This window comes from Ectothiorhodospira mobilis, assembly GCF_900114895.1.
Lineage (GTDB): Bacteria > Pseudomonadota > Gammaproteobacteria > Ectothiorhodospirales > Ectothiorhodospiraceae > Ectothiorhodospira > Ectothiorhodospira mobilis_A.
The window spans coordinates 41,482-56,529 of record NZ_FOUO01000005.1 but is presented as its reverse complement, the minus strand read 5'-3'; the positions used below and the strand labels follow the sequence as shown (position 1 = coordinate 56,529).

The window sequence follows — 15,048 nt, the reverse complement described above, 5'->3', positions numbered from 1 at the left end:
CATGAGCGTCCATGAGCGGGAGAGGATCGGCTCCAAGGCACGGGTGGCCATTGAGTATGAATCGAATGCGGGGGGTGAAATGAAAGCAACGATCTTGGCAATAGGGATTGGCATCATGGTTTCTTCTGTCCATGCCCAGGAGGGAACGGCTGAGCAGCTTGTGGCGGGCATGGACAAGGCCGACATGAGCTACCGTCAGCTCATGGAGATCATGGGCGTGGCTTCGGGCATGATGCACGAAGGCATTCTCCGCCAGAACAAGCAGATGGTGCAGGAAGGGGCCGAGACCATCCTGACCCATCCGGCTCCGAACCATGTCCCCTGGGAGATCATGCCAGAAGAGCACCAGAAGGGCTTTAAGGCGAGTCTTGTAAAGTTTGACAGATTGCTGGATCGGTATACCGAGGCCACCGCCGAGGCCGCGGCCAAGGGGGATTGGCCCGGCGCCAGCCAATCCCTGCAGGATCTGAACACGTCTTGTGTGACATGCCACGCCGCCTGGAAGGACAGAGCCAGGTGAGGACCGCACGCTGCGGGATCAAGTTGCTCCATCCCCCGGGTCCTGACCATTCTCCTTTTCCATTGCCGGGGGGGGTGGCTCCTCCTCCGGCAGGATATGGAAATCACGGATGAAGATGCCCCAGAAGGCGGCGAAGAGCACGGCGATCAGGGGGCCGATGACAAAGCCGTTCATGCCGAAGGTGACGAGGCCCCCCAGGGTGGAGAGCAGCACCACGTAGTCCGGGAGCTTGGTGTCCCGGCCCACCAGGATGGGGCGCAGGATGTTGTCCACCAGGCCGATGACCCCGGCGCCGAAGATCACCAGCACCAGCCCCTGCACCCAGTCGCCCACGGCGAAGAGGTAGATGGCTACCGGGCCCCAGATGAGGCCGGCGCCCACCACCGGGATGAGGGAGAGCAGGATCATCACCACCCCCCAGAGCAGGGCCCCGGGGATGCCCAGTACCCAGAAGACCAGCCCGCCCAGGGTGCCCTGGATGGTGGCCACCACCAGGTTGCCCTTGACCGTGGCCCGGGCCACCTCGGAGAAGCGGGCGAACAGCAGGCGCTCGCGCTCATCCCCGATGGGCAGGGCCCGTTCCAGCAGCAGGAGCAGCTTTTCCCCGTCCCGGAGCAGGAAGAAGGCCAGGTAGAGCATCAGCCCCAGGCTGATAAAGAACTGCAGGGTGTTGCGTCCCACCTGCAGGGTGTTCTGGGCGATGAAGCCGCTGGTGGTGAGGGCGGCGTCCCCCAGCCGTTGCTTGAGGCCCTCCACATCCACCTGGAGACGGTCCAGCAGGTCCTGGATCACGGGGAAGGCCTGGCGGATACGGTCCAGGTAGGCCCCAGGGTCGATCTGCCCGCTCTGCAGGGCCTGGTACAGGGCCGCCCCCTCGCGCACGAAGGAACCCAGCACGAACAGCACCGGGATGATCACCATGACCACGCAGAGGGTGAGGGTGGTCAGGGCCGTGAGGTTGGGGCGTTGCCCCCATCGGGCCTCCAGGCGCACCTGCACCGGGTGGAAGAGCACCCCGATGATGCAGGCCCAGAGCACGGCCCCGAAGAAGGGCTTCATCAGGTAGAGAAAGAGCCCGGTGACCAGCACCAGCAGGATGAGGAAGGAGCGTTTTTCCAGGGCCTCTTGCATCGGGGGCCTCGCTGCGTCGCGTGGGGGGGACGGATCAGGCCGTCACGCCGTAGATCCGTTCGGCGGCGGGGAGGGCGGCGCCGCGTTCCACCGGGGCCCCCATCTCCGTGAGCACCGATTCCAGGGCATGCAGGCATAGGCGCACGTTCTTGGCGTTGCAGGCAAAGCCCATGAGGCCGATGCGCCAGATCCGGCCCGCCAGGGGGCCCAGGCCGGCGCCGATTTCCAGGCCGTATCGCTGCAGCAGACGGGTGCGCACGGCGGCCTCGTCCACCCCTTCGGGCACCTTCACGGCGTTGAGCTGGGGCAGGCGGTGGGGTTCCTCCACCAGCAGTGCAAGGCCCATGGCCTCCAGGCCCGCCTTCAGGGCCTCGTGGTGGTGGCGGTGGCGGGCCCAGGCGTTCTCCAGGCCCTCCTCATGCAGCAGCACCAGGGCCTCATGCAGGGCGTAGAGGGCGTTGATGGGGGCGGTGTGGTGATAGGCCCGCTTGCCGCCGCCGGAGCCCCAGTAGCCCATGATGAGGTTCAGGTCCAGGAACCAGCTCTGCACCTTGTGCTTGCGCGACTGGATGCGTTCCACCGCCCGCGGCCCGAAGCTCACCGGCGACAGCCCCGGGGTGCAGGAGAGGCATTTCTGGGTGCCGGAGTAGATGGCGTCCACGCCCCAGTCGTCCACCCGCAGCTCGCTGCCGCCAAGGCCCGTGACCGAGTCCACGATCACCAGGCAGTCGTGGGCGTGGGCCACCTGGGTGAGGGTCTTCACGTCGGAGCAGGCGCCGGTGGAGGTCTCGGCGTGGACAAAGGCCACCAGACGGGCGTCCGGATGGGCGGCCAGGGTACTGTCCAGCTTCTGCGCATCCACGGGCTGACCCCAGTCGTCCTCCACCACCACGGGGGTGGCGCCGCAGCGCTCCACGTTCTCCTTCATGCGCTGGCCGAAGACCCCGTTGATGCACACCACCACCTTGTCGCCGGGCTCCACCAGGTTGACGAAGCAGGTCTCCATGCCGGCGGACCCGGGGGCGGAGACCGGCAGGGTCAGTTCGTTCTCGGTCTGGAAGGCGTACTGCAAAAGCACCTTCATCTGATCCATCATGCCCACGAAGGCGGGATCCAGATGGCCGATGATGGGGCGGCCCATGGCCGCCAGGACGCGGGGATTCATGTCCGACGGGCCGGGGCCCATGAGGGTGCGCACGGGGGGGTGGAAGGAGTCTCCGCTCATAAGGTTCACCATCGTTGAAAGTGATTGTATTGATTTAGAAAAATCAAAACTTCCCGGATTATACGGAGCCCGGGATGCGGTGCACAAGAAAGCAGTTTCGAACGCCCATGGGCGGGTTGCAAGCCGTGGATGTCATCTTGCCGGTGCCGCCGGGAAGCTGTGCAGGGCGAAATGGGGCTGGATCTGCGCCAGGGTCAGACGCGGCTGGGGCAAGAGACTACCCTGGGCGGCGCCGGTGTCCAGGAACCAGACGTTGCCCGCCTGCAGCGGTTCGGGCACGGGGGTGTGCCCCACCAGCAGGGCCTCCAGCCCGCGCACCGGCGGCACACTGTCCCCGGCGCGGATCTGGCCGATGCGCTGCCGTGACCATAGGGCATGATCCCGCACGGCGGTGTCATCGGCGAGGGCATCCAGGAAGCGGTTCCAGTCCATGTCCTGGGGCACGTCGGCATGGACCACCCCCACGCGGCCGGGGTCGGTGTCGATCTCCAGGGCCAGGGGCAGGGCCCGCAGGCGGCGGCGGAAGCGGTCCTGCAGCTCGGGATCCACCCGGGCCCACCAGGCGCCGCCGTTGAACATCATCCACTCCATGCCCAGCTCGGGGTCCGTCTCCGCGGCCAGGAGCAGTTCCTCGTGGTTGCCGCGCACGGCGAAGAACCAGGGCCGTTCCAGGAACTCCAGAACCCGGTGGGATTCCGGACCCCGGTCCACCAGGTCGCCGACGCCGATGACCCGATCCCTCTCCGGGTCGAACCCCAGCCGTTCCAGCCCCTGCTCCAGCAGGCTGAACATGCCGTGGAGATCGCCGGCGACGAAGTCCCGTCCCCGGGTGTTGCGCTCCAGTCTCTGCAGCAGTCTGCCCATGGGTATGTTCCGGTCTCGGCTGTCGGGTGGTCCCCGGGTTGGTCTCCATGGGGCGTGCGGGGTTCCGCGGGGCTATCCCTTGGTGTCCTCCATCGCCCGGCTTCGCCGGCGCTGCAGGGCCGCCACCGCCACCACCAGGGCCAGGGCGGGGAGGTAGAACCATTCCGGGGCGGGACGGTCCGCGGGCACCAGCACATGGGTGATGCGCCAGCCGGATTCCAGGCCCATGCGATCGGCGGGGCTGCCGAAGGAGACGAAGCTGATGCGCACCGTATCGCCCAGGGTCATCACCCCCAGGCCGGCCTGGGACAGGCGCTTGCGGGCCGCTGCCGGATCCCCCAGGGGTAGCATGGCCACCCGTTCCACGGAACGGCCTTCCATGTCCATGCCCTCCACCGCCAGGCGCAGCCGTGCCCCGGCGGGCAGGTCCTCGGTGATCTCCAGCAGGCGGTCCGCCGGCAGGGCCTCATGGGGCGGGTGCAGGCGGTCCATGAGCAGGTTCGGGGCGAACAGCACCAGGGCCGCCAGCAGCAGGGCCAGGTTCTCGTTCCACCGGCTGCGGGTGAGGAACCAGCCCTGGGTGGCGGCGGCGAAGACCAGGATCCCGGTGAGGGCGCCGAACACGGTGAGCAGCAGTTGCCCCGGTCCGTCCACGCCGATGAGCAGCAGCTGGGTGTTGAACAGGAACAGGAAGGGTAGGGTGACGGTGCGCAGGCTGTAGACGAAGGCCTGCACCCCGGTGCGCAGGGGATCGGCCCCGGAGAGGGCGGCGGCGGCGAAGGAGGCCAGCCCCACGGGCGGGGTGACGTCCGCCAGGATGCCGAAGTAGAAGACGAACAGGTGGGCGGCGATGAGGGGGATCAGCAGGCCCTGGGCCGAACCCAGCTCCACGATCACCGGCGCCATGAGGGTGGCCACGATGATGTAGTTGGCGGTGGTGGGCAGCCCCAGCCCCAGGATCAGGCAGATGACCCCGGTGAGGGCGAGCATGGCCAGCAGGTTGCCGCCGGAGAGAAAGCCCACCAGGTCCGCCATGGCCAGGCCGATGCCCGTCATGGCCACGGTGCCCACGATGATGCCCGCCGCCGCCGTGGCCACGCCGATGCCCACCATGTTGCGCGCGCCCAGGATCAGGGCATCCCCCAGTTCCCGCAGTCCCCGCAGCGCCGCTTGCCCGAGCCTGCGGGGCCGGCTTGCCCCGCCATCGTCGGTCCCCTCGCCCCGGGTCATGAGCGCCGAGAGGGGATGCTGGGTGAGCATGATGAAGATCAGAAAGGCCACGGCCCAGAAGGCGGACAGGGCCGGGGAGAGGCGCTCCACCACCAGGCACCACACCAGCACCACCACCGGCAGGAGGAAGTGCAGCCCGCCCTGGAGGGTGGGGCCGGGGGCGGGTGGCTGGGTCATCTCGTTGTCCGGTTCCACCGGGGCCGGGGCGCGGCAGGCCAGCCGCAGCAGCCCCAGGTAGGCGGTGAGCACCAGCAGGGCGATGATCGGCGAGGCGGCGGCACCGGCCACGGTCTGGACCCAGCCCAGGCCGTAGTAGGTGGCGCCGGCCAGGAGGAAGAAGCCGGAGACGGTCATCCCCCAGGCCAGCAGCCGTCCCCGCAGCGTGCCGCCCCCGCGCCGCGGCAGGCCCTGCATCCCCGCCTTCAGGGCCTCCAGGTGGACGATGTAGAACAGGGCGATGTAGGAGATCACCGCCGGCAGGAAGGCGTGGCGGATCACCTCCACGTAGGGGATGCCCACGTACTCCACCATGAGGAAGGCGGCCGCCCCCATCACCGGCGGCATCAGCTGTCCGTTGACGGAACTGCTCACCTCCACGGCCCCGGCCTTGTGGGCGGGAAAGCCCACCTTCTTCATCAGCGGGATGGTGAAGGTGCCGGTGGTGACCACGTTGGCGATGGAGGATCCCGAGACGATGCCCGTCATCCCCGAGGCCACCACCGCCGCCTTGGCGGGTCCGCCCCGCAGGTGTCCCAGCAGGGCGAAGGCCACACGGATGAAGTAGCCCCCGCCCCCCGCCCGCTCCAGCAGGGCGCCGAAGAGCACGAACAGGAAGACGAAGCTGGTGGAGACCCCCAGGGCGATGCCGAACACCCCCTCGGTGGAGAGCCACTGCTGCGACATGGCGCGGCCGAAGGAGGCCCCGGCATGGGCGATCATCTCCGGCATCCAGGGGCCGGCGAAGGTGTAGGTCAGGAAGATCCCGGCGATGACCATGAGGGCCGGCCCCAGGGTCCGCCGGGTGGCTTCCAGCAGCAGGATCAGGCCGCAACCGGCCGCCGTCAGATCCAGGGTCGTGGGGGCGCCGGGGCGCTGGGCCAATTGTTCGTGGAAGAGGAAGAGATAGGCGGCGCAGAAGGCCGCCAAAAGCCCCAGGAGCACATCGCCGGCGGGCGTGCCCCGGCGTGCGGGGCGCGAACGCAGGGCCGCCCAGGCCGCCAGCAGGAACACCGCGCCCATGGCGGCAAACGGGATCCGGATGTCCGGTTCGGGCCAGGACAGGGCCGCCAGGGCCAGCAGGACAAGGCCGGCGGCGAGCCACAGGGGCCCCGCCAGGGGGCGCATGCGGGCCATGGGGTTCACGGCCGGGAAGGCCATGAAGGCCAGGAAGACGGCGAATGCCAGGTGGATGGCCCGGGCCCGGGTCTCGGAGACGATGAACCAGTCCAGCCAATAGGGCAGGGGGGAGGCGATCCAGAGCTGGAACAGGGACCAGGCCAGGGCGGCGGCGGCGATCACCCATCGTCCCAGGGTCCCCGGCTCACGGGCGCCGGTCTCCATGCGTGCGGCCTGGGCCGGCTGGTCCCGGTGTATGGATTCCTCCGCCGCGTGCATCCGCTCCTCCGTCCTTTCGCTCCAACGCTTCGTGCGGGCCCCCGGCCCCCGGCCCCCGGCCGCCGGCGGCCGGGGGCCCTGTCGCAACGCGGGGGGAGACCGGCTCCGGGAGCTTCTTCGGGGATGGGCCCCGGATCGGATGCCGGGGCTGGCGGCCCGATGCGGGGGCGGCCTTAGTCCAGCAGGCCCGCCTCGCGGTAGTAGCGCTCGGCCCCCGGATGCAGCGGGGCGGAGAGCCCCTCGCGCACCATGGCCTCCTTCTCCAGCACGGCGAAGGCCGGGTGCAGGGTCTTGAAGGTGTCGAAGCGCTCGAACACCGCCTTCACCAGGGCGTAAATGGCCGCCTCGGAGGTGTCGGTGGAGGAGACCAGGGTGGCCCCCACGCCGAAGGTGGTCACGTCTTCTTCCTGGCCCGGGTACATCCCCGCCGGGATGCTGGCGCGGAAGTAGTAGGGGTTCTCCTCGATGAGCCGGTCCACCACCTGGCCGTCCACGGGCACCAGGCGGGCGTTGCAGGTGGCGATGGGCTCCTGGATGGCGGCGGAGGGATGGCCCACGGTGAACAGCATCACGTCGATGCGGTTGTCGCACAGGGCCTGTCCCTGTTCCCGGGAGGGCAGTTCCGAGGCCAGGGCGAAATCGTCCATGGTCCAGCCGTAGGCGGCCATGAGCCGCTCCACCGTGCCCCGCTGGCCGGAGCCGGGGTTGCCCACGTTGACCCGCTTGCCGCGGATGTCTTCAAAGTGCTGGATGTCGCTGTCCGCGCGCACCAGCACGGTAAAGGGCTCCGGGTGCAGGGACAGGACCGCGCGCAGTTTTTCATTGGGGCCCGCGTCCTCGAAGCGGTCGCTGCCGTGGTAGGCATGGTGCTGCCAGTCGGACTGCACCACCCCCGCGTCCATATCCCCGGCGCGGATGGCGTTGAGGTTGAACACCGAGCCGCCGGTGCTCTCGGCGTTGCAGCGCAGGCCGTGTTCATCCCGGTCCCGGTTCATCAACTGGCAGATGCGCTGGCCGGCGGGGTAGTAGACCCCGGTGACCCCGGCGGTGCCGATGGTGAGGAAACGATCCTGGGCCTGTGCGCCGCCGCCGGCCAGGCTCAGGCACAGCGTCGCCGACAGGGCGAAAATCACTTTATAGATCAATCGTTTGGGCATGCTCCGTCCTCCTTCGGGCAGGGGGCGGCGCGGCCGCATACGTGCGTCCGGCGCCGGAATCCGCTAACATTCAATCCTTTTTGAGATTTCTTATCAATCGATTTGCGGGGAGTTCCCGAATGTTTTCCATCGACATGAGTATCGCCGGATACGATGACGAACTGTGGCAGTCCATGGAGTCCGAGGCGCGGCGTCAGGAAGAGCACATCGAGCTGATCGCCTCCGAGAACTATGCCAGTCCACGGGTCATGGAGGCACAGGGCTCGGTGCTTACCAACAAGTACGCCGAGGGCTATCCGGGCAAGCGGTACTATGGCGGTTGCGAATACGTGGACGTGGCCGAGCGCCTGGCCATCGAGCGGGCGCGTGAACTCTTTGGCGCCGATTACGCCAACGTCCAGCCCCATTCCGGGTCCCAGGCCAACGCCGCGGTGTACATGGCCCTGCTCAACCCCGGGGACACCGTGCTCGGCATGAGCCTGGCCCACGGCGGGCACCTGACCCACGGCGCCAAGGTGAACTTCTCCGGCAAGATCTACAACGCCGTCACCTACGGCATCGACGACGAGGGCTACATCGACTACGACGAGGTGGAGCGCCTGGCCCTGGAGCACAAGCCGAAGATGGTGGTGGCCGGTTTTTCCGCCTACTCCCGCGTGGTGGACTGGCAGCGTTTCCGCGACATCGCCGACAAGGTGGGGGCCTACCTGCTGGTGGACATGGCCCACGTGGCGGGCCTGGTGGCCGGCGGGGTCTATCCCAGCCCGGTGCAGATCGCCGATGTCACCACCTCCACCACCCACAAGACCCTGCGCGGACCCCGCGGCGGCATCATCCTGGCCAAGAGCAACCCCGAGCTGGAGAAGAAGTTCAATTCCCTGGTCTTCCCCGGCACCCAGGGCGGCCCCCTGATGCACGCCATCGCCGGCAAGGCCGTGGCCTTCAAGGAGGCCCTGGAACCGGGGTTCCGGACCTATCAGCAGCAGGTGGTGGCCAACGCCCGGGCCATGGCCGCGCGCATGATGGAACGGGGATACAAGGTGGTCTCCGGCGGTACCGACAACCATCTCTTCCTGGTGGACCTGATCGACAAGGGCATCACCGGCAAGGACGCGGACGCCGCCCTGGGCCGCGCCAACATCACGGTGAACAAGAACGCCGTGCCCAACGACCCCCAGTCCCCCTTCGTCACCAGCGGTCTGCGCATCGGCACCCCCGCCATCACCACCCGCGGCTTCACCGAGAAGGAGGCCGGGGATCTGGCCGGCTGGATCTGCGATGTCCTGGACGATCTGAACAACGAGGCGGTCATCGAGCAGGTCAAGGGCCGGGTGCTGGAGATCTGCAAGCGCCTGCCGGTCTATGGCCGCGGCTGATCCGCGCATCCCCACGGCACCCCGGGAGGCGGCACGGGGATGAAATGCCCCTTCTGCGGAGCCCCGGAGACCCGTGTGGTGGATTCCCGCTTGGCCGGCGAGGGGGATCAGGTGCGCCGGCGGCGGGAATGCGTGGCCTGCGGCGAGCGCTTCACCACCTTCGAGGGGGCGGAGATCCACCTGCCCCGGGTGGTGAAGCGGGACGGCAGCCGCGAGCCCTTCAGCGAGGCCAAACTGCGGGCCGGGATGATGCATGCCCTGGAGAAGCGCCCCGTGTCCACCGACCGCATCGAGGCGGCCCTGGCGCGCATCAAACGCCGCGCCCGGGGACAGGGGGAGCGGGAGATCCCCGCCCGATCCATCGGGGAGTGGGTCATGGAGGAACTCCTGGCCCTGGACCAGGTGGCCTACATCCGTTTCGCCTCCGTGTATCTGAGCTTCGCCGATGTGCGCGCCTTCCGCGAGGCGGTGGAGCGCCTGGAGAAGCAGGATCCCGATCCGGGCGGGAGCGACGCCGGGGACGGGGCCTGAGCGCAGCCCCCAAAGCGCCGCGAACCCCCTGTCCATCCCCATGGATCCCATGTCCCATGTCGTGACCGCCTTCTCCGCCCAGGACCATGCCTTCATGGGCCGCGCCCTGCAGTTGGCGGCCCGGGGCCTGTACACCACCGATCCCAATCCCCGGGTCGGCTGCGTCCTAGTGCGGGAAGGACAGGTGGTGGGGGAGGGGTTCCACGCCCGTGCCGGCGAGGCCCACGCCGAGGTGCTGGCCCTGCGCGCCGCCGGGGAGGAGGCCCGGGGCGCCACCGCCTACGTGACCCTGGAGCCCTGCAGCCATCACGGCCGCACCCCCCCCTGCGCCGATGCCCTGGCCGCGGCGGGGGTGGCCCGGGTGGTGGCCGCCATGGTGGACCCCAACCCCCGGGTGGCGGGCCGGGGCCTGGCCCGTCTGCGCGCCGCCGGGGTGCAGGTGGAGAGCGGCCTGCTGGAGGCCGAGGCCCGGGAACTGAACCCCGGTTTCATCCGCCGCATGGAGCGGGGACGGCCCTGGGTGCGGGTGAAGCTGGCCGCCAGTCTGGACGGGCGCACCGCCATGGCCGACGGCGAGAGCCGCTGGATCACCGGTGAGGCGGCCCGGGCCGACGTGCAGCGCCTGCGGGCCCGGGCCTCTGCCGTGCTCACGGCCATGGGCACGGTGGCGGCCGACGATCCGCGTCTGAACCTGCGCCTCACCCCCGCGGACCTGGGCATCGATGCACCCGTGCGCCAACCTGCGCGGGTGGTGCTGGACCGCACGGGGAGGCTCTCCCCCGGGGCGCGGCTGTTCGCGCCCCCTGGCGGGCCGGTGTGGGTGTTCACCGCGCAAGAGGCCCTGGAGCGGCAGCGGGCCGCCCTGGAGGCCGCCGGCGCGCGGGTGGATGCCGTGCCGCTGCGAGACGGTCATCTGGACCTGACGGCGGTGCTGCAGGCCCTGGCGGCGCGGGAGGTGAACGAGGTCCACCTGGAGGCCGGTCCCACCCTGGCCGGGGCCCTGCTGCAGGCGGGCCTGATGGATGAATGCGTCCTCTACCTGGCGCCGCACCTGATGGGTACCCAGGCCCGCGGGCTGTTCCACCTGCCCATCCACGACATGGCCGGGCGCATCCCCCTGGAGATCCGGGATGTGCGCCCCGTGGGGCGGGACTGGCGCCTGACCCTGCAGGTGGCGACGCCCGGGGACGGGGCGGGGACGGGATGATCCAAGCCCCCGGCCGGGGCTTGGCGCCCCATGCCTGCGCCGGATGCGTTATCTTAGGTCCACTGAATGATCCGTCCCGGAGTGCGGCATGTTCACAGGCATCATCGAATCCGTGGGGACCGTGGTCTCCCTGGAGGACCGCGGCGGCGACCGGCGTCTGGGCATCCGCAGCGGCAAGCTGGACTTGACCGATGTGCGCCTGGGGGACAGCATCGCCGTCAACGGGGTCTGTCTCACCGCCGTGGCCCTGCCCGGGGACGGTTTCGCCGCGGATGTCTCCCGGGAGACCCTGTCCGCCAGCTCCCTGGGCCGGCTGCAGGCGGGGGACCCGGTGAACCTGGAAAAGGCCCTCACCCCCACCACCCGCCTGGGGGGGCACCTGGTGAGCGGGCATGTGGACGGCCTGGGGGAGGTGACCGCCGTGGCCCCGGAGGCCCGTTCCTGGCGGTATGATATCCGGGTGCCGGATGCGCTGGCCCGCTACATCGCCCCCAAGGGGTCGGTGAGCGTGGACGGGGTGAGCCTTACGGTGAACGCCGTCTCCGGGGCCGTGTTCTCGGTGAACATCGTGCCCCACACCCAGCAGGAGACCATCATCCGCAGCTACCGGGTGGGCACGCGGGTGAACATCGAGGTGGACCTCATCGCCCGCTACCTGGAACGCCTCCTGCTCGGGGAGCGGGCGGCGCAATCCGCAGGCGGGATCAGCGAGTCCTTCCTGGCGGAACACGGCTTCCTCGGATAGATCCACACACCCATGCCGGAGCCCTCATCATGGAGAACGCCCTGCAGGCCATGCTGGAATGGTTCGACGCCCTGCTACTGGACGCCGGTGCCTGGCTCCGGGGATATGTGAGCCAATTGGCCCTGGCCTTCGTGGCCACCCTGCTGGTGATCTATGGCAGCGACATCAACCGCACGGTGAAGGGGGCGGTGCGCACCTGGCCCCGCATCATGCGGCTTTTGGCCTTCGTGGTCATGTGTGTCTTCGGCTACGGCGCCCTGACGGTCCTGATCACCCCGTGGATCGCCCGGGGGCTGTCCCAGGTGGACACCTTCTGGCTGGCCCCCGTGGTGATCGGGGGTTTTCTGCTCCTGGGCTGGCTGGCCGAACGCAAGAACCAGATCTAGGGCTGCGCCCCATTTCCCCCCACAGCGGCTGACTATGGCATTCAACCACACCGAAGAGATCCTCGAAGACCTGCGCCAGGGGCGCATGGTGATCATCGTCGACGACGAGGATCGCGAGAACGAGGGCGATCTGCTCATGATCGCCTCCCGGGTGCGCCCCGAGGACATCAACTTCATGGCCCGCTACGGCCGCGGGCTGATCTGCCTCACCCTCACCCGGGAGCGCTGCCGGCAGCTGCGCCTGCCGCTGATGGTGGGGGACACCCACGACAAGCACGGCACCAACTTCACCGTCTCCATCGAGGCGGCGGAGGGGGTGACCACCGGTATCTCCGCCTACGACCGCGCCCACACGGTACGCACCGCCGTGGCCCCCGATGCCTCGCCCCAGGACCTGGTGCAGCCGGGACACATCTTCCCCCTCATGGCCCAGCCCGGGGGGGTGCTGGTGCGGGCGGGCCATACCGAGGCCGGCTGCGACCTGGCGCGGTTGGCGGGCTTTGAACCGGCGGCGGTGATCGTGGAGATCCTCAACGAGGACGGGTCCATGGCCCGGCGCCCGGACCTGGAGCGCTTCGCCGCCGAGCACGGCCTGAAGATGGGCACCATCGAGGACCTGATCCGCTATCGCATCGAGCACGAACGCAGCGTGGAGCGGGTGGCGGAGACCCCGTTCCCCACGGAATTCGGGGAGTTCACCCTGGTGGCCTACGCCGATGTCCTCGGCCAGGGGCTGCACTTCGCCCTGGTGCTGGGCCGGCCCGAGCCGGAGGGGGATACCCTGGTGCGGGTGCAGCTGGGCGGGTCCCTGGAGGACACCTTGAGCTATCGCCCGCCCCAGGGGGGCTGGTCCCTGCGCGGCGCCCTGGAGCGCATCGCCCGGGAGGGCAGCGGCGTGGCCGTGCTCATTCACCGGGAGGTGGAGCAGCGGGCCCTGGTGCGGCGCCTGCGGCGCATGGCCCTGAACGGGGGAGCCCTGCCGCCGGAGGATGCGGAGCACGACACGGCGGAACTGCGCACCCACGGCATCGGCGCCCAGATCCTCAAGGACCTGGGGGTGCGCCGCATGCGCCTGCTGTCCTCACCCAAGCGCTTCCACGGCCTCGGGGGCTTCGGCCTCGAGGTGGTGGACTACGTTCAATAAACACTCACCGGCAGACCCTTCATGACCATGAACATGCGAACCCTCGAAGGCCGCCTCACCGACGCCCACGGCGCCCGGATCGGTCTCGTCCTCTCCCGCTTCAACTCCTTTATCGTGGAACGGCTGCTGGAAGGGGCCCATGACCTCCTCACCCGTCACGGCGTGGAGGAGGAGCATCTGACCGTGGTGCGGGTCCCCGGGGCCTTCGAACTGCCCCTGGCGGTGAAGGCCATGGCCCAGTCGGGGCAGTACGACGCCGTCATCGCCCTGGGCTGTGTCATCCGCGGCTCCACCCCTCATTTCGACTACGTCGCCGGGGAGGCGGCCAAGGGGCTGGCCCAGGTGCAGCTGGAAACGGGGCTGCCCATCAGCTTCGGCGTGCTCACCACCGACACCATCGAACAGGCCATCGAGCGCGCCGGCACCAAGGCGGGCAACAAGGGGGCCGATGCCGCCCTGGGGGCCCTGGAGATGATCAGCCTCATGCGGGCCCTGCGTGCATGACGATCCCCCCGGACATCGCCCATCGCCGCCATACCCACGCCCGGAGCCATGCCCGGCGCCTGGCCATGCAGGCCCTGTATCAGTGGCAGCTCACCGGCTATCCCGCGCGGGAGATCCTCAACCAGTACGCCGACGATCCGGAGATGGAAAAGGCCGACTGGGAGTACTTCCGGCGGTTGCTTTTGGGGGTCACGGCGGAGACGGCGCAGCTGGACGCCGCCATCACCCCCCATCTGGACCGCCCCATGGAGCAGGTGGACCCGGTGGAGCGGGCCCTGCTGCGCCTGGCGGCCTATGAGCTGCATCACTGCCCCGAGGTGCCCTACAAGGTGGTCATCCACGAGGCCGTGGCCCTGGCCAAGAAGTACGGCGCAGAGCAGGGGCACCGCTTCGTCAACGGGGTCATCGACAAGGTGGCCGCCGCACTCCGGCACTGAGCCGCCCGGGGGCGGGGTATGAAGGAATTCGATCTCATCCGCCGGTATTTCACCCCTACCGACACCCTCGGGGACGTTTCCCTGGGGGTGGGGGACGATGCCGCCCTGCTGTGCTCGCCCCCGGGGCACGAGCTGGCGGTGAGCGTGGACACCCTGGTCCGCGGGGTGCACTTCCCCGTGGACACCCCGCCCGAGGCCATCGGCCACAAGGCCCTGGCGGTGAACCTGAGCGATCTGGCGGCCATGGGGGCCACCCCGCGCTGGGTCACCCTGGCCCTGACCCTGGACGGAGAGGACGCCGCCTGGGTGGAGGCCTTCGTCCGGGGGTTTTTGACCCTGGCGCGGAGCCACGAGGTGGCCCTGGTGGGGGGGGACACCACCCGCGGGCCCCTGAGCATCACCGTGCAGGCCATGGGGGTGGTCCCCGCCGGCACCGCCCTGCGCCGCAGCGGGGCGCGTGCGGGGGACGCGGTCCTGGTGACCGGCAGCGTGGGGGACGCGGCCCTGGCCCTGCGGGAGCTGGGGCGGGGCACGCCGGATCCGGGCCTGCGGGCGCGCCTGGACCGGCCCGAGCCCCGGGTGGCCGCCGGCCAGGCCCTGCGGGGGCTGGCCAGTGCCTGCATCGATGTCTCCGACGGCCTGGCCCAGGATCTTGGCCATATCCTGACGGCCTCTGGCGTCGGCGCCACCCTGGAGACCGCCCGCCTGCCCCTGTCCGCCGCCTTCCGGGAGGTCCAGGGGGATGCCGTGGACTGGGGCCTGCCCCTGGCCGGGGGCGATGATTACGAACTGCTCTTCACCGCCCCGCAGGCGGCCGTGGGGCCCCTCTGCCGGACCTTGGACGGGCTGGGGTGTGCGGCCAGCGTCATCGGCCGCATCGAGACCGAACCGGGCCTGCGCATCCTGGACCCCCAGGGCAACCCCCTGTCCCTGCAGCGGGGCGGCTACACCCATTTCGATTCCTGAATCCACGCCCG

At 69.6% G+C, this 15,048-nt stretch carries 15 protein-coding genes; 10 read left to right on the top strand and 5 right to left on the bottom strand.

Going from position 1 to position 15,048, the window contains the following annotated elements; genetic code table 11:
- Position 1 precedes the first annotated feature (1 nt).
- Positions 2 to 520 carry a hypothetical protein gene (locus BM214_RS05245; RefSeq protein ID WP_090484228.1) on the top strand — a complete coding sequence of 173 codons (519 nt, stop codon included), beginning with the start codon at positions 2 to 4 and terminating at the stop codon, positions 518 to 520.
- An 18-nt stretch (positions 521 to 538) separates the two neighbouring features.
- Here the strand turns inward: BM214_RS05245 and BM214_RS05240 are convergent, their stop codons facing one another.
- The 5 genes from BM214_RS05240 to BM214_RS05220 form a co-directional block, all read right to left on the bottom strand.
- Complete coding sequence (locus BM214_RS05240; protein ID WP_090484226.1) at positions 539 to 1,651, bottom strand: AI-2E family transporter; 1,113 nt, start codon at positions 1,649 to 1,651, stop codon at positions 539 to 541.
- A gap of 34 nt (positions 1,652 to 1,685) precedes the next feature.
- A complete protein-coding gene (locus BM214_RS05235) occupies positions 1,686 to 2,876 on the bottom strand; it encodes a pyridoxal-phosphate-dependent aminotransferase family protein (protein WP_090484224.1) in 1,191 nt (396 codons plus the stop codon).
- A gap of 132 nt (positions 2,877 to 3,008) precedes the next feature.
- The gene (locus tag BM214_RS05230) at positions 3,009 to 3,740 is read right to left on the bottom strand and encodes a metallophosphoesterase (RefSeq protein WP_090484222.1); all 732 of its coding nucleotides are present in this window, start codon (positions 3,738 to 3,740) and stop codon (positions 3,009 to 3,011) included.
- Positions 3,741 to 3,812: 72 nt separating this feature from the next.
- Positions 3,813 to 6,584 carry a TRAP transporter permease gene (locus BM214_RS05225; RefSeq protein WP_090484220.1) on the bottom strand — a complete coding sequence of 924 codons (2,772 nt, stop codon included), beginning with the start codon at positions 6,582 to 6,584 and terminating at the stop codon, positions 3,813 to 3,815.
- A gap of 173 nt (positions 6,585 to 6,757) precedes the next feature.
- A complete protein-coding gene (locus tag BM214_RS05220) occupies positions 6,758 to 7,741 on the bottom strand; it encodes a TAXI family TRAP transporter solute-binding subunit (RefSeq protein WP_090484218.1) in 984 nt (327 codons plus the stop codon).
- A 119-nt stretch (positions 7,742 to 7,860) separates the two neighbouring features.
- Between BM214_RS05220 and glyA the strand changes: the two genes are divergently transcribed.
- From glyA to thiL, 9 genes are all read left to right on the top strand, one after another.
- The gene (gene glyA / locus BM214_RS05215) at positions 7,861 to 9,117 is read left to right on the top strand and encodes a serine hydroxymethyltransferase (protein ID WP_090484216.1); all 1,257 of its coding nucleotides are present in this window, start codon (positions 7,861 to 7,863) and stop codon (positions 9,115 to 9,117) included.
- A gap of 39 nt (positions 9,118 to 9,156) precedes the next feature.
- A complete protein-coding gene (gene nrdR / locus BM214_RS05210; protein ID WP_090484214.1) occupies positions 9,157 to 9,648 on the top strand; it encodes a transcriptional regulator NrdR in 492 nt (163 codons plus the stop codon).
- Between the two features lie 49 nt (positions 9,649 to 9,697).
- Positions 9,698 to 10,855 carry a bifunctional diaminohydroxyphosphoribosylaminopyrimidine deaminase/5-amino-6-(5-phosphoribosylamino)uracil reductase RibD gene (gene ribD / locus BM214_RS05205; RefSeq protein WP_244887854.1) on the top strand — a complete coding sequence of 386 codons (1,158 nt, stop codon included), beginning with the start codon at positions 9,698 to 9,700 and terminating at the stop codon, positions 10,853 to 10,855.
- An 88-nt stretch (positions 10,856 to 10,943) separates the two neighbouring features.
- The gene (locus BM214_RS05200; RefSeq protein WP_090484212.1) at positions 10,944 to 11,600 is read left to right on the top strand and encodes a riboflavin synthase; all 657 of its coding nucleotides are present in this window, start codon (positions 10,944 to 10,946) and stop codon (positions 11,598 to 11,600) included.
- 29 nt (positions 11,601 to 11,629) lie between these two features.
- Positions 11,630 to 11,986: a DUF3392 domain-containing protein gene (locus tag BM214_RS05195; protein ID WP_238619694.1), complete on the top strand. Its 357-nt coding sequence runs from the start codon at positions 11,630 to 11,632 to the stop codon at positions 11,984 to 11,986.
- A gap of 34 nt (positions 11,987 to 12,020) precedes the next feature.
- The gene (gene ribBA / locus BM214_RS05190; RefSeq protein WP_090484210.1) at positions 12,021 to 13,130 is read left to right on the top strand and encodes a bifunctional 3,4-dihydroxy-2-butanone-4-phosphate synthase/GTP cyclohydrolase II; all 1,110 of its coding nucleotides are present in this window, start codon (positions 12,021 to 12,023) and stop codon (positions 13,128 to 13,130) included.
- Between the two features lie 27 nt (positions 13,131 to 13,157).
- On the top strand, positions 13,158 to 13,634 hold the full coding sequence (gene ribH / locus BM214_RS05185) for a 6,7-dimethyl-8-ribityllumazine synthase (protein ID WP_280521882.1): 477 nt from the start codon (positions 13,158 to 13,160) through the stop codon (positions 13,632 to 13,634).
- Positions 13,631 to 14,071: a transcription antitermination factor NusB gene (gene nusB / locus BM214_RS05180; protein ID WP_090484206.1), complete on the top strand. Its 441-nt coding sequence runs from the start codon at positions 13,631 to 13,633 to the stop codon at positions 14,069 to 14,071. Before ribH ends, nusB begins: the two co-directional genes overlap by 4 nt.
- A gap of 18 nt (positions 14,072 to 14,089) precedes the next feature.
- On the top strand, positions 14,090 to 15,037 hold the full coding sequence (gene thiL, locus BM214_RS05175; RefSeq protein WP_090484204.1) for a thiamine-phosphate kinase: 948 nt from the start codon (positions 14,090 to 14,092) through the stop codon (positions 15,035 to 15,037).
- The last annotated feature ends 11 nt before the right edge of the window (positions 15,038 to 15,048 follow it).